The 15,102-nt window shown below is 46.6% G+C and carries 14 protein-coding genes; 2 read left to right on the top strand and 12 right to left on the bottom strand.

What is annotated here, in order from left to right:
* Window positions 1-91 precede the first annotated feature (91 nt).
* Together BGK61_RS01245 and BGK61_RS01240 are read left to right on the top strand one after the other, a co-directional pair.
* Window positions 92-1,480: an NAD-dependent succinate-semialdehyde dehydrogenase gene (locus tag BGK61_RS01245; RefSeq protein ID WP_015000035.1), complete on the top strand. Its 1,389-nt coding sequence runs from the start codon at window positions 92-94 to the stop codon at window positions 1,478-1,480.
* 264 nt (window positions 1,481-1,744) lie between these two features.
* Window positions 1,745-2,806, top strand: a complete 1,062-nt coding sequence (locus tag BGK61_RS01240) for an MBL fold metallo-hydrolase (RefSeq protein ID WP_083648696.1) — start codon at window positions 1,745-1,747, stop codon at window positions 2,804-2,806.
* A gap of 254 nt (window positions 2,807-3,060) precedes the next feature.
* Here BGK61_RS01240 and BGK61_RS01235 read toward each other — a convergent pair whose 3' ends face one another.
* From BGK61_RS01235 to gspD, 12 genes are all read right to left on the bottom strand, one after another.
* A complete protein-coding gene (locus BGK61_RS01235; protein ID WP_076012005.1) occupies window positions 3,061-4,494 on the bottom strand; it encodes a YdgA family protein in 1,434 nt (477 codons plus the stop codon).
* A 103-nt stretch (window positions 4,495-4,597) separates the two neighbouring features.
* The gene (locus BGK61_RS01230) at window positions 4,598-5,353 is read right to left on the bottom strand and encodes a type II secretion system protein N (protein ID WP_015000032.1); all 756 of its coding nucleotides are present in this window, start codon (window positions 5,351-5,353) and stop codon (window positions 4,598-4,600) included.
* Window positions 5,350-5,829 carry a type II secretion system protein GspM gene (gene gspM / locus BGK61_RS01225; protein WP_015000031.1) on the bottom strand — a complete coding sequence of 160 codons (480 nt, stop codon included), beginning with the start codon at window positions 5,827-5,829 and terminating at the stop codon, window positions 5,350-5,352. The genes BGK61_RS01230 and gspM overlap by 4 nt, the downstream gene beginning before the upstream one ends.
* A complete protein-coding gene (gspL, locus tag BGK61_RS01220; RefSeq protein WP_076012004.1) occupies window positions 5,826-7,025 on the bottom strand; it encodes a type II secretion system protein GspL in 1,200 nt (399 codons plus the stop codon). The genes gspM and gspL overlap by 4 nt, the downstream gene beginning before the upstream one ends.
* Entirely contained in the window at window positions 7,025-8,071 is a 1,047-nt protein-coding gene (gene gspK, locus BGK61_RS01215; protein WP_015000029.1) for a type II secretion system minor pseudopilin GspK, read from the bottom strand. The genes gspL and gspK overlap by 1 nt, the downstream gene beginning before the upstream one ends.
* Window positions 8,068-8,694: a type II secretion system minor pseudopilin GspJ gene (gene gspJ, locus BGK61_RS01210; protein WP_076012003.1), complete on the bottom strand. Its 627-nt coding sequence runs from the start codon at window positions 8,692-8,694 to the stop codon at window positions 8,068-8,070. Before gspJ ends, gspK begins: the two co-directional genes overlap by 4 nt.
* Window position 8,695: 1 nt before the next feature.
* The gene (gene gspI / locus BGK61_RS01205; protein ID WP_076012002.1) at window positions 8,696-9,124 is read right to left on the bottom strand and encodes a type II secretion system minor pseudopilin GspI; all 429 of its coding nucleotides are present in this window, start codon (window positions 9,122-9,124) and stop codon (window positions 8,696-8,698) included.
* Window positions 9,121-9,747 carry a type II secretion system minor pseudopilin GspH gene (gspH, locus tag BGK61_RS01200; protein WP_015000026.1) on the bottom strand — a complete coding sequence of 209 codons (627 nt, stop codon included), beginning with the start codon at window positions 9,745-9,747 and terminating at the stop codon, window positions 9,121-9,123. The genes gspI and gspH overlap by 4 nt, the downstream gene beginning before the upstream one ends.
* A 5-nt stretch (window positions 9,748-9,752) precedes the next feature.
* Window positions 9,753-10,190, bottom strand: coding sequence for a type II secretion system major pseudopilin GspG (gene gspG / locus BGK61_RS01195; protein ID WP_015000025.1), 438 nt, complete (start codon window positions 10,188-10,190; stop codon window positions 9,753-9,755).
* Entirely contained in the window at window positions 10,190-11,416 is a 1,227-nt protein-coding gene (gene gspF / locus BGK61_RS01190) for a type II secretion system inner membrane protein GspF (protein WP_076012001.1), read from the bottom strand. The genes gspG and gspF overlap by 1 nt, the downstream gene beginning before the upstream one ends.
* Complete coding sequence (gspE, locus tag BGK61_RS01185) at window positions 11,417-12,982, bottom strand: type II secretion system ATPase GspE (RefSeq protein ID WP_076012000.1); 1,566 nt, start codon at window positions 12,980-12,982, stop codon at window positions 11,417-11,419.
* A gap of 1 nt (window position 12,983) precedes the next feature.
* Window positions 12,984-15,035, bottom strand: coding sequence for a type II secretion system secretin GspD (gene gspD, locus BGK61_RS01180; RefSeq protein ID WP_015000022.1), 2,052 nt, complete (start codon window positions 15,033-15,035; stop codon window positions 12,984-12,986).
* Window positions 15,036-15,102: the final 67 nt, after the last annotated feature.

The raw sequence follows: 15,102 nt of genomic DNA, 5'->3' as shown, positions 1-15,102 counted from the left end.
ATCGTATTGAATAATAAATAAAAAATATTTTTTGGCACCTTGGCTTTCTAGTTGCACTTCTTTCTGACCAAACGGAATAAGGAGAGTGACAATGAGTGAGACAATCAATACCTACAACCCTGCTACAGGTGAAAAGATCGATCATTATCATTTGATGTCAGCCGAGGATGCCGAACAAGCCGTAACCCGTTCACAAGAAGCCTATTTGAACTGGCGCCGTACCTCATTTGAAACTCGCGCTGATTTATTTAAAAACCTTGCCAATTTAATGGAAGAGCGAATTGATGATCTCGCCAGCCTAATGACCCGTGAGATGGGAAAAGTCACCGCACAAGGCAAGCAAGAAGTGCAGTTATGCGCAGAAATATGTCGTTATACGGCTGAGCATGGCGCTTCAATCCTTGAAGATGAACATCGTATTTTCGAAGGCGGTCGTGCAATCATTACCTATCAGCCAATTGGCGTCATTCTTGGCATCCAGCCATGGAACTTTCCGTTATACCAAGTAATTCGTTACAGCGCCTCAAACATAATGGCGGGTAACACCACAGTGCTTAAGCACGCAAAAAACGTGTTTGGTATGGCGCAAGCTATTCAGCAAATGTATGAAGATGCTGGTTTTCCGAAAAATGTTTATCAGTCGCTGTTAATTGACGGCGGCACAGCAAGCGACCTAATTAAACACAAGTATGTGCGCGGCGTTACATTTACCGGTAGTGACGAGGTAGGTAAAGAAGTGGCTAAAGTTGCTGCAAGCCTGTCTAAGAAAACCGTAATGGAGCTGGGCAGTAATGATGCTTTCCTTGTATTAGAAGATGCAGACATAGACCACGCTGTAGAAATGTGTATTCAGGGTCGTGTAATCAATAACGGCGAAACCTGCGTTGCAGCTAAACGTTTTGTTATTGTTGATAGCGTTTATGATGAGTTCAGAGACAAGTTTGTGGCTCAGTGCAAAAAACTGAAAGTGGGCGATCCTACGAACGAGAATACGGACTTAGGCCCAATGGCGAGAGAAGACTTGCGCGATGAACTTCACGATCAGGTTAAAAAGTCGTTAGAAGCCGGCGCTACGCTATCGCTAGGTGGGGAAATTCCAGACTCAGATGGCTATTTCTATCCAATAACCGTACTTGAAAATGTATCGCCAGGCATGCCAGCCTATGATGACGAACTATTTGGGCCGGTTGCTTCACTCATTCGCGTTCGCGATGACAAACAAGCAATGGAAGTAGCCAACGACTCACGCTATGGCTTAGGTGGCGGTATTTTTAGTGCTGATACAGATAAAGCGATATCGCTAGCGAAGGACGAGTTTGATACCGGCATGGTTAATATTAATGGCTACTCGTTAGCGCAGCCTAACCTCCCTTTTGGTGGTGTAAAAGACAGTGGCTATGGCCGCGAGCACGGTGGTTACGGTATGCGTGAGTTTGTGAATATTAAAACCATCATGGTAGCTGAAAAATCAGCTGAGTAATGTGCTGTTGTTCAGTTCAATAAGAAGAGAGGCGGGCTTTATGCTCGCCTTTTTTTGTTCAACCCCGTTCTGTGGTGGCTTCACGCTGTTGTAACCACGAAGCCACCCAGGGCGAGGTTAGTGACTGCCGGACGACTTTTTTTGGGGATGTTGAGAAAAAAGACTTAAGGACTCACCAACAAATTGAACGGTTTTTGCGCAGTAAACGGTCTTTTGTTCAGGCACCCATGTATAAAGTGTAGCGAATAACATAAGGCGATAGTTATGACGGACTTAAAAGGAAAACTAGGCAGTTTAGGATTAGGTGTTGATTACAAAAAGCATGAAGAGCACGTTCATAAAACGCATGTAACATCACTGATTACAACGACAATCACTGCCATATTGTCGTTTTCGTCCTTAGCGCATGCATCGTCTCAACAAGCTGTCGCAGCCGAAAACGCGGTTCAAAGCGCTACGCAACTTGCCTGTCACAATGTCTCTGTGCAAGTACTAGGGTCGGGTGGACCTGAACTGGATGATGGCAGAGCCTCTAGTGCCTATGTGGTATGGGTAGATGACAAAGCTCGAGTATTGGTAGATGCCGGGAGTGGCAGCAGTATTCAGTTTGGCGCCGCGGGAGCGTCGTTTGAATCATTGGAAGTGATTTTGCTTTCTCACTTGCATACCGATCACGCGGTGGATTTACCGAGTTTTGTGAAGGGAAGTTACTTCACTAAACGCACGGAGAATCTGACGATAATGGGGCCGGACGGCAACGACATTATGCCTTCCACGAAAGCCTATGTATCTTCGTTAATTGGTAAAGAAGGTGCGTTTAAATATCTGTCTTCTTACACCATAGAAGGTCACGACGACTATACGATATCCACCGAAAGCATAGGAACGGCATCTTTTGAGCAATCGTTTAAGAAGAGTGTGAGCGATAACATTAATGTTGAGGCAATGGCAGTAAATCACGGCCCCATACCTGCACTAGCATGGAAGATAAGCGCCAATGGTTGCGAGGTGGTTTTCTCTGGCGATACCAACGATAAGCAGGGAAACCTTGCTCGTTTTGCCGCAAATGTCGATCTCTTGGTTCTGCATAACGCCATCGATGATGACGCAAACCAAAATGCAAAGAACCTGCATATGACACCCCAACAAATTATCGACATTGCAGAGCAGTCTAAGGCCAAACAGATACTCCTATCTCATATTATGAAGCGCAGCGAGGCGGGTCTTGACGCGCTTACCGAGGCGATTACTGTTGTGGCTGAAGGTCGTGTATATGCCGCTGAGGATTTAATGAATATCAGCCTGTCTGAGAGGTCGGGAGATTAGGTTCAATAGAGATAGGCTAGGTATTTCAGTCAGTCAAATTGACCAGTTAATCGAAAGGGCTGAGGTGGTAGTCACCTTAATTGCAGGAATAAAAATGCAGAGCGCACTGCTCTGCATTTTCAATTACGCTCTGCATCTTCAACCATGCCCAATATTTTCAATCATGGATGACCAAAAATAAGATTTGGCGCGCCTAGGATTGGCGTAAAGCGTTTGCGATGCTAGGTTTACGCTTTTCTCGCTTGCACTGACAATTATTGAGGGGCAAAAGGCAGCGGAATAGGCGTACCGTTTACACTGGCTTTGCCATCTTTTAGCTCGAGCTTAGTTTCGTAGCCTTTCTCTGTTTCTTTTATCAAACCTTGCTGAGCAAAGGTACTTAGCATCATCGGTGTCTGTTGTTCTACCGCAGCTTGAATCTCTTCTGCCGTCATATTTTGCGCGTGTGGCGTCGCCATGAGTTGGCCCATCATATAGCCAGATGCCATACTCTGTGCAAGGGCTTTATCGGCGGTGATTTGTGCATCAGCCAGCAAATGCGTGACCCAATAAGCGGCGTCTTCCAACGTACCGGGAAGTGCATCTATACCCACTAGTTTCGTATTTGCGTAAGCGTTAAACGACCCTTCAGGCAACGTTGCTTTCAGCTTCGTTATATTAATCTCTGGCTCAGCTTTAAGCTGTGTTAGCAAGTTAGCTTCAACGAACTCCATCATTTTGGCTGGCACTTCTTCAGAAGGCACTAATAATGAATTGTTACTAAAGTCTTGATAGGCCTTAATGAAGTCGATATCTAAGTTATTGATGGCTACACCTAACACCATGTCTGTAGCATCAAGTTCAGGGCCCACAGCTTTGTCGACAGCGTATTCAACGTAGATATTGGCGGTGTGGTTGTCTTCGTTAATTTTGACGTCGGTAGCAAAAGCTAGGTTCTCTATTTTAACTGCCGCACCGGGCTCAATGTTAGATATTTCTATGCTTTCTATACGCGCCTTACCTTGCGATTCAAATAAGTCACCCTTGAACGCCGCTACCATATCGCCATCATAGCTCATATCCATAGACAGATTTTTCATCTCTATGGAAAATTCATCTGCACTTATGCTTAGCGATTCACCCGATGACATATAAAAAGTTTGGTCACCATCAGGCTCAGCTTTACCCGAATAACCAGAGAAAAGCAGCGTGAACCCTTCTTCTTCGGCCGTTGCGCTAAGCGCTGGAATAACGTCTGCGTAGCTTAGTCCACCAAACAAACCAACCACGCCTTCGTTGCGATAAATTGGCTGTTGGCCATCCCACTGAACGTATTCTCTTAACTCATCACCATCAATAGACACCGTATAGTGAACGCGGCCTAATCCTAAGCCATCGCCAAAGTACACTGGGCCGTGATGAGCTACTAGCGTAGCGGTTAGGCTAGGGTTTTCTTCCATTGGTATATCAGCGGGGTCAACATTCTGTGCATTGACTAGTGCTTGAAAATCGAAAGCAAGTTTGATTTCTGCTGTTGTCGAAAACCAGCCTTTGTCATACGAGAGTACCTCGGCCGAATAAACGGCTTGTTGGTTAATTTCGTTTACGGCGGCGTTAACATTTTCGTGGACGCTAGTACCAATAAAATAAGGAGCAACGCCAAGTGCAACCAAAGTTACGCCCGCGCCAGCTAGAAGAGGTTTGTTCATGATTACAATCCTTTGTTAAAAAGTATTTCCAGTCCTTTAGTCACAAGCATTAAGTACGTTTGTGACCTAGATATTTTAAACTATCTGCGCTTTGCGTAGCGCGTTAGATTTTAATAGCAATATAGCCGCTATTGTCAGGTGTGCCAAACAGGCGTGCAGCTTGATGGACTTCTTGCGGCAGGCTATCGTCAGGCTTAAATTTACCACTTACGCGAATATTTTTCATCGTCGTAGGCACAACCGCGTCCATAGACAGACTCAGTAAATTTGGCTCATTCACCAATATACCGATGTCATCGCCTTCGCAACGGAGCTTCGCAGAATATGTACCAAAATCTATAGGTCCCTGAGTTCCTGCTACGGTGGCGTTTAACCAGTCTCCGGTACCGTTTAGCGACTGACACGTTGGGCCAAACGTTAAATCATTTAGCGATACTTTAAAGCGCCCACCAGCGTTTACTGGCAGCGGTAGGCGAACTTGAGCAAGCACGCGATCTACCGGCAAATACAAGGTAAAGTTTTCGGTATTTACCGTCTCTTGACTGAAAAGCCCCGTAGTAATTGGCCCCTCAAACGCTATATCGTTTTTATCGCGGATGTTACCTGCCTTCAGGTCGACCTTTATTTTACCTAGCAACAGGTGTAAGGGGCTAAGTTCCCATTTAACATTGTTAATTGGCAGACTATTGACCACCACGGTCTGCGCTTTGCCTGAGAACAAGGTACCGCTAACACCACTTACTGCCACATTATTCGGTAATGCCAAGCGCCCTATAACGTGAACAGCAGGCATGTAAGCAATGGCAAACAACAAGAAGGCAATTATGCCCCCTATAATCCAACTAACTTTCGACTTCATGCTTTACCTAATTGTAGTCGGCGAATTTTGATATAGCCTGGCGCATCTGCCTCGGCAATATCGGCTTGAAGAATAATTACGCCCATGTTTTCCATGGCTTTTAGCCATTCTAAAACGCTGTTAAACGGCGCCTGATCAACCCACACTTGAAGCTCGTCGCCCTGCGGCTGCATGCGGGAAATAGCGATATCATATTGAGCTGTAGTGCGGTTTACCGCTTGTGGTAGAGAGCCTGAGAATGTGCGCTTACTTCCGCTACTACGGCGTAATTGCTGTGCTCTTGCTGCACTGTCTTTTACCCATACCAACAAAGATTGCTGGTTGTCGAGAAGCTGTTTTTGTTTGTCTAATGCAGCGTTAAGCGGCGACCAAACGGCAAAATAAAACAGCGCAATGACCATCAACACAGCAGACACTAACACGAGCTTTTGCTCTCGCTCGGTGAGCGCTTTGTACTTTTCTAAAAGTGCATTCATGAGGTACTCCTTACTGACACTGTACCCACAACACCGTTATCACGGTTATTAATGGCTCCCTGTTCAACCACAAAACCAGCGCCTTCCGCCGTGCGCTTAAACTGTTCTAGCGCTTCAAAGTTCTTGCCCAGCGCTTGAATACGAATTTCGGTGCGGGTGGAATCAAAGCGCAGTGTTTGTGGTTTCACATCGGTCGCTGAGAAAGCCGGAGCGAGTTGATCTAGCATTATGAGCATAGAGGCACTACCGCCGCCTTGCTCAAGCTTGGCAAGTTCGCTTTGTAGCTTTAAACGCACGTTGCGATAGGCACCGATATTGGGAAAGCCAGCCTTTACTGCAGAATTGATTTCGCTGCTTAGGGCTTGATTTTGCGCTTTCAGTTGGTAAAGGGAAACGCCTTTGTCGATAAGACTGGTGCATAACGCCAGCACGGCTAATACTGCTGCAACGCGCCATTGATTCAGTACTCCGCTGCGTTTGCGTTTTACTTTGTACTCGCCTTGGCACAGGTTAAAGTTGCTTTGTAGAGCCTCCTTTGCTAATACCTGCATGGGCAATTCCAGCGGAGCCTGTGCTTCTTCAATGTTCGGCAAACTGCTTAAATCGATACCCGCATAGTTGGTAATAGTAACCGGGTTTTCCTGCTGTGCCGTAAAATGAACAAGGGTTGGCAGTAACCATGTCAACTCGCCCTGCACCCCTTTGAAGGTGTCTTGGCGAACGAGAAGCTGTTCACCTAACGTAAGCACTGACCAACCGTTTTCGGTGACTGGTACTGCGAGTACATCAGGAATAATGGTGTCGCAGAATAACCCTGCAGCGCTTAACCAAGATTGCCACAACTCCATTTTTTCATGGCTAACAACTGCAACGGCCTGTTCATCTCCCCGTCTTGGTCCAATAGCAAAAAACTGCTGGCTGATGTCGGTAGCAAGCTCGTCTTCTAGCATAAATGGAATGGCAGAAATGATTTTGCGGCCGGCTTTAGGCGGCAGCTCAACCCATTTTAGTAAAATTTCGCTGCTGGGCGCTAACGCAATGACGCTACGTTGGCCTGCGCGCTCAGTAAGCGACGATAAGGCGTCGGCATTAGGCAGTTCACCTGATGCAATGATTTCATCTTCTGTTCGCGAATAAACGAGCCAGCTAATTGGATCTGTATGGTTGGCGCCTAAACGCACCAAAAGTTGTTCCATCAATAGGTTCCCCCAAACTCGCGATTCACAATACTAACGCCGGTATCGGCATTAACGTGAAACACGGTGGAAAGCTTAAAAGTTGCTTTGTTGTACTGTGTTTTTGTGTGCAACATAAAATATTCAGTTTTTACCGCAAACCAATCTTGTCGAGTACTTGTTAAGTTAAGCGCTTGAATAGAGGGCTCGCTTAAAAAATCATTGATTTCGTCCCAGCCGTTTTGCGGGCGACTGCTAATCAAACTTGTGGCCTGCTGAATGTCTAAGCCCGTTAGGCCTGCAAGCAATGGTGCATCTTCTTGTTCTAATGTGTTGACGTTAATTTTCAACTCGTCGTAATCCGGGATCACACAAACTAAAGGCATTAATGCGCCTAGCCACTGTGGTGATACACCGTTAATAATACGCAATTCACTTTTTGATGCCAGTGGTCCGTTAGCCGCAAGATAAGGAAATTCTCTGGACTCGTATTCACTGTCTTCTGCACCGTAGGGGCGCATTCTGTCATCTTCGTCTACCCAATCGGCTAAACTGTCCCGTAAGGTATCTGCGGTGTAGTTGTCTAGCCCATCAACACTGAGTGATAACAACATAGTATGAAAAGCGTCCATGGCTTCTGTAGTATTGCTCGCCCCTATGTTGCCTGAACCGCCTGTATTGCCTGCGCCCGATGCGCTACCTGATGTAATAGCGTTCAAGTTAAAGCAGGCTTGTAAGTCTTCTAAGTTAGCGGTTAAGCCACCGTTTTCTAACGGATAGCTGAATTCCTGCGCCCAAGCCTGATCAATGGAGATAACGTCCGGGCTCTCTTCTATTAAAGACTGTATAGATTTTCGAGCGAATGCCTCGGCTCCCATCGCATACCAATAAGCCTGATTGTTGTCTTTTAAGTTCATGGTGCGCTGCACCTGAAGCTGTAAGCGGGTACCCATCTCTGTGGCTAATACCGCTACCAAAGCTACTATCATGAGCACAATCATTAATGCCACGCCTTGCTGCTTAGCAGGAGGTGTAATCGTCTTGCGCTGAGTATTTTTTATTGTCATGACGATTCACCTGTAGTTAAGGTGAATTCTCTGCGAATTTTCCCGAAATCTTTGCTTACAAACTCAATGGCAACAGCGCGCGGAAGTGCAGCACCTTTGTAGCTCTCGCTCCAAGACATATCTTCGTCTTCATCCAATGAATTGCTGTTGGTGGTAGCAAGAAATTCAATTTTTAAGCTCTCTACGTTTTCTAGCAGAACACGTACTTTTGGCTCGTAGCCGATAACGTTATCTACATAGTTGCTGTAAAGGCGCTCTAGCTTGTTCTCACGTAATCGATACGCAACAAATTGCAAGGTACTTCGTGGCAACATCAATTGAGGGTTGTGCCAGCCTCCGCGTACAAAGCCAATTCCATCGTCGTCACTGTCTTCGGTTTCACCGCCTACCATGACCACGTCTTGTTTTTCTCCATTAACCCTTGCTGCGCGAGGCACAGCTTGTTGTAGGTCTCGTTCAATGGTGATCATGGCACGTTGTAATAATTGGAGCTTGGAGAAACGCTCTTCAGAAATATCGTTGCTGTCGATAACTGTGGTAAGTAAGCCGGTTGACGCCAGCCCAATAAGGGTGAATATGGCCATGGCAATCAGTATTTCAATAAGCGTAAACCCGCGCTGCATACTAATTTCTCGCCGTTGGCTTAGCGACGAAGGTGGTTACCGACGTTACTGAGCTGCTGTAGCTTTCATCTTCACCTACCGAAACGGTTACCGCACGCAAATCATTGTCGTTGGTTTTGGTCACCGTTTGCTGCCAGTACCAAGTGCGATCGGCCATTTCCATGGTACCTTTCAAATTGTTTTTAGGTGGCCATGTGGTATCTAACTGAAGCTGGTTTAAACGATTGCTTGCCACCCAATTGGCGAAGGTGACAGATTCTATCTGCCCAACACTCGATAAATGCTCGCCTGCAGCTTTGAGCACCGCGGTACCTGTCAGTGCGAAAATAAGTAGTGCGACCATTACTTCAAGTAGCGTTAAACCGCTTTGCTGACGTGGGGTTTTCGCTCTCACCTTCTTTGCTGAAGCTTTAACAGTTGGGGCACTCATAGTGGTCTCTCCAAGGGCCCTTCAAGCACTAAAGGCGGAAGATCTTGGTTTTGCAGGCTGTAGTAAACAGGGGCGTCGCCGTCGTCACCTTCGTAATTAAACGATAACGTAAAAGGGGTAATCTCACCGCTCGACATAATGAGCACTTGAGGTGGCGGCAGCTTTTTCTCTTCTTCGTTTCCTATTTCAACCCCTTCATCAGAAACGCTAAGATTTTCATCGAATAGTTCTCTATCAAAGAGTCTGTCTTCAACGTCCCATGGTAAGTCGTCTAAATTTAGGGTGAAAGTAAAAGGCTCAGGCAACGTATAAGGTTCGTAGGTTTTTTCGCCTTCAATACGCTGCCACTCATCATCGTCATCTAAATAAACAAAATAGTATTCGTTTTTGTCGTCCTCAAAACGCACACCAAGCTGTTGTTGATTTAACACCGCAAAGTCGCTGGCCATATCAACTATCACCTGCAGGCGTTGCGCTTGGGTTTTTAGCAGGTCTGATTTACTTGCGCCAAAGGCGTTGAACATAACGTAACCGGCCGCTAGGCCCATAAGCAGCAGTACTAGCATGACTTCTAAAAGGGTGAAGCCTGCTTTTTTAAACGTTGTACTGCCGCTGTAGCGCATAAAGACTAGTTCAGATATTCGTTAATGTTCCAGTTACCGATGTCATCATCAGTACCCGGCTCACCGTCTGGGCCATTAGAGAAAATATCAACCACGCCAAGCTCTCCCGGGCTGATTAATGAATATGGGTTGCCCCACGGATCTTCAGGTAGACGCTTAATAAATCCCCCTTCAGGGTAGTTACGTGGAATAGGGTCAATGGTTGGAGCGGTAACTAGCGCCTCTAGCCCCTGCTCTGTGGTCGGAAAGCGATTGTTGCGTAGCTTGTACATCTCAAGTGCACTTTCCATTTGCTGAATGTCCACAGCGGCTTTTTTAAGCTGCGCTTCTTCTTGGTTGCCCAAGATTTGCGGAGCCACCATAGACGCCATAATACCGATGATTAGAAGTACGACCATGACTTCAATCAAACTGAAACCAGAACTGCGATTAAGTGTTTTCATTAAATATTCACCATGTTGTTCAATGCTAAAATTGGTTGCAATATTGCCATAACGATAAACAGAACAATGCCCGCCATCGATACAATAAGTAAGGGTTCAAATACCTTAAGTGAGACACCAATAAGCGCTTCAAATTCCCTATCTTGATTATCTGCTGCTCGGGATAGCATTTGCTGTAGCTCCCCCGACTTTTCACCGGACGCAATCATATGCATCATCATTGGTGGAAACATTTTCGTGTTATCCAACGCTGCCCGTAAGCTGCTGCCTTCTTTAACGTTAATGGCTGCTTCAGCTACTTGGTTCTTAATATGTTGATTTTCCAGTACGTCACCCGATATACGCATGGCTTCAAGCAAGGGTACTGCGCTGGCGCTCAGAATACTTAAGGTGCGAGCAAAACGCGCGGTATTAAGACCGCGAGATACCCGGCCAATTAATGGTAGGGTTAGAAGCGCTCTGTGGTAGCGCAGCTTCATGTGCTTTTGTTGTAACACACGCTGAATAATGACAATGAGCACACCAATACCAATAAGCATGAACAGGCCGTAATTTTGCAGCCACGTGCTTACGGATATAAGAAATTGGGTAATGGCAGGAAGGTCTTGCCCCATGTGATCGAACTGCCCAACTATCTTTGGCACTACTACGGTCAACAGCAGCAACACGATACCCATTGCAAAAAATAGCATTAGCGATGGATAAATCATTGCTTGCGTGATTTGGCTACGGGTTTGTTGCCTGCGTTCAGTGTAGTCTGCAAGGCGATTCAGCACGGTATCAAGGTGGCCCGATTTTTCCCCTGCCGCGACCATTGCGCGGTACAGCTCGTCAAATACACTAGGGAACTGCCCTAGAGCATCGGCAAGCCCATGACCTTCCACCACTTTACTGCGCACCGCCATCATCATGTTTTTCTGACGAGGCTTTTCACACTGTTCGGCTACGGCAAGTAATGCTTCTTCAACAGGAAGGGCCGATTCGACAAGGGTAGCAAGTTGACGCGTGAGTAGCGCTAAATCTGATGCAGAAATTCGCGGTTTGAATAAAGAAAACGACAGGCCTTTGCCTTCGCTTTGTGTGCGCTCTGCGACCTGCTCTACTTCTAAGGGAATTAAGCCTTTTTCACGCAGCTGCTGACGAACCTGACGTGCATTATCGCCTTCAAGCACACCGTTTGTATTTTTACCGCGGGCATTAACCGCCTTAAAAGCGAATGCCGCCATTTAGTCTTCCCTCGTAACTCGAAGCACTTCTTCAAGTGAGGTAGCACCAGCAAGCACTTTGCTACAGCCGTCTTCACGAATACTTGGTGTCGTTTTTCTGATATAGCGCTCAATGGCTTGTTCACCCACACCTTCGTGCATCATTTCACGCACTTTTTCATCTACCAACAATAGCTCGTGAATACCGGTACGACCGCGGTATCCCGTTTGGTTACACGCGGCGCAGCCGTGCGGCTTAAAGATAGTGGTGTCGCTTGTGGCATTCTGCCCAAGTATTTCCAGCTCAGAGGCGTCAGGTGTATGTGGCTTTTTGCAATCTGGGCACAGGGTACGAACGAGTCGCTGTGACAATACGGCCAATAAGCTCGAAGACAACAGAAATGGCTCAATGCCCATGTCTTCTAAACGGGTAATCGCGCCCGCTGCCGTATTGGTATGCAGGGTAGAAAGTACCAAGTGACCAGTTAAACTGGCTTGAACAGCAATTTGCGCGGTTTCTATATCACGAATCTCACCCACCATGACTACATCGGGGTCTTGACGCAAAATAGCGCGAAGGCCGCGGGCGAAGGTCATATCTACGCGAGGGTTAACCTGCGTTTGTCCAATACCAGGAAGGTCAAATTCGATAGGATCTTCAACCGTTAAGATGTTTCTGTCTCGCGAGTTTATCTCGGTTAACCCTGCATACAGGGTGGTACTTTTACCCGAGCCCGTGGGGCCGGTAACCAAAATAATGCCGTGAGGTTTTCGAATAAGAGATGAAAAGTGATTACGGTTTTGCAGCGTCATGCCTAAATCTTCTAGATTTAAGCGCGCATTGTTTTTATCCAGTAGACGCAATACCACACGCTCGCCGTGGCTTGAAGGCATGGTCGAAACACGCACATCTACTGCTCGCCCAGCAATACGCAATGTAATACGGCCATCCTGGGGCACGCGTTTCTCGGCGATATCTAACTTCGCCATAACTTTAATACGCGATACCAGCATGGAAGAAAGTTTGCGATTCGGGCGCAAAATTTCGCGTAATACGCCGTCTACCCTGAAGCGAACCACAAGCTGGTTTTCAAAGGTTTCAATGTGAATGTCTGACGCGCCTTCTTTAATCGCCTCGCCCAACATGGCGTTGATAAGCTTGATAATAGGCGCATCGTCTTCACTGTCTAACAGGTCTTCAGTGTCAGGCAAGTCTTCAGCAAGAGCGAACAAATCACTCTCGTTGCCAAGGTCTTCCATTAGCTGTTTAGCCGCAGAGCTATCGCGCTGAAACGCACTGGTAAGCAGGCTTTCAAATTCGTTCGCAGGAATAGTTTTCGGTACAAAGGGCTCGCCGTAGAAACGTCGCACTTCGGCGAATACATCAAACGGCGTATTCTCTGTAAAATATAAAACCGCAGGGGTTTCATTGGTTTCCAGCAATACCTGATTGCGCTTCGCAAAGCTAAAAGAAAGCTGTCTTGGACCGGCCTCCTCTTCAGGCAAACCTGCGTCTTCACCCATGGCTTCTAAGGCTTCTTCTTGCGCCTCTAATGCCTGAGTAATTTGTTCGTCCTGCCCTGCCATGCTAGTCGTTACCTTCTTCTTGTTTCTGCTTCTCTTTCTCAGAAAGGTACTCTTCGAATGAAGGTGGCAACGCTAGCGCATCATCCCATTGTGGAATAGTCGGGGTTTCTTCGTAAGGCATTAGCGAAACACCTTCTTGCTGGCGTTTTAGCTGCAGTGCACGAATGTAATTGTATTTGCGATGGCTGATTGTATTCATGGTTGCACCGTCACGGACAATGGTCGGTTTCAAGAACACCATCAAGTTACGCTTACGCTTGCTGGTTGATGTAGATTTGAATAAATGGCCTAGAATTGGAATATCACCCAGTAGTGGTACCTTAGATTCACTCTCTTGAACGTCTTCGTCGATAAGGCCGCCAAGAACAATAGTACCGCCATCATCAACAATAACCGTGGTCTTAATTTCACGCTTGTTAATTGAAATATCTACTGACGTTGCGCCGCTCACGCTAGACACTTCCTGTTCAATAAGCAGTTGTACCGCATCGCCTTCATTGATTTGTGGCGTCACTTTAAGTTTGATACCCACTTCTTGGCGGTCAACAGTTTGGAAAGGGTTAGAGTTATTCGCGCCCGTTGTTGTACCTGTAATAATAGGCACTTCCTGACCCACGATGAAAAACGCTTCTTCGTTATCCATAGTCGTTAAGTGAGGCGTGGCAAGAATATTTGAGTTGGTATCTGTGCTGACCGCTTGTACCACAGCACCCCAGCCATTTTCGATAACGCCCGCAATTAAGCCATTAGCACCGCCTAAAAGGCTCGCCAATGCAGTGTAATCGCCTTCTCGCGTGTTTGTTACCGTATAAGGAGAGCCGTCATCAGACACATAGGTTTCAGTATTAGTATCTTCTTCAGCTTGTTTTAGCGCAACCGCTAGGCTTCCCACTGGTACAACACCATTATTAAACTGGGTACCACCACCTTGTTCTGACACCCACTGCACACCCAAAGTAGTGCCGTCACCTTCAAAGACCTCAACAATGATGGCTTCAACTTGTACTTGCGCGCGGCGAATATCAAGTTGACGTACAACCTCTTCTAATGAGCGCATCATGTCCGGCTCTGCGGTAATAACAATGGCATTAGAATCTTCGTGCGCATCAATGCTGATTTCACGGTTAGAGCCAGCTCGACGTGACGTAGTACCGCCGCCTTGCTCTTCAGCTTGAATGCTTGCAGATACGCCCTGTAATACTTTTACTAAATCTTCCGCTTTGGCGTAATTAAGAAACAGCACGCGGGTATTACCGTTTGATTCAAGCTCTTGGTCCATGCGCTGAATAAGGTTAATAAGACGCTGACGCGCTTTAATATCGCCGCTTACAATAACTGAGTTAGTTCTGTCGTCTGCCACTACGCGAGGCTCAGACTTAGTACCAGTATTGGCTTTGCCTTGTGACTTATTAATGCTGTCAATAATGCGCACCATTTCTGATGCTGACGCATAGCGAAGCTTAACAATTTCAACTTCTTCGTCACCGGCACGGTCCACGCGCTCGATAATTTCTACCAGTCGATTAACTACCGCAGCACGGCCGGTTAGCATCATCACATTTGATGGGTCGTGGCTAACTACGTTACCGCCGCCCGCTTGGTCATTTAGCTGGCGTAAAATAGGCGCAAGTTCACGTACCGGTACGTTATACACGGGAACAACGCGAGTGATCATTTCGTCGCCGTCGCGGTTAGCGCCTTCCACTACTGGAATGTTCGATGTTTTGGCGTCTTTAGAGCGAACCACTTTCAAAATACCGCTAGGCATTTCTACAACGGCGAAGTCATACACTTGAAGTACGTTTAGGAAAAACTGGTAATACTGATCTTCATCGAGCATGTCGTAGCTGCGTACGCTTATTTTCCCACGTACGTTGGGGTCGACAATAATAGTGCGCTCTAGATTTTTACCAACGATATTAATGAACTCGTTAATGTCGGTATCTTTGAAATTAGGCATGTACTCAGCGGCTGTCACCGAGAAACACAGAAGCGCCGTGCACATGGCTGTGCTCAAGCGAGATAATAGTTTTTGGCTAGTGCGCCTTTTCATTCTAACGTCCTTCATTTCCTAACTTGTCGATGACCGATTTGCTTTAATTGTTCTTCTGCTTACCTAG

The organism is Alteromonas abrolhosensis, from assembly GCF_001953635.1.
In the GTDB taxonomy this organism is placed as follows: domain Bacteria; phylum Pseudomonadota; class Gammaproteobacteria; order Enterobacterales; family Alteromonadaceae; genus Alteromonas; species Alteromonas abrolhosensis.
Note: the sequence above shows the minus strand (reverse complement) of the source record. Positions and strands in the feature narration are given on the sequence as shown.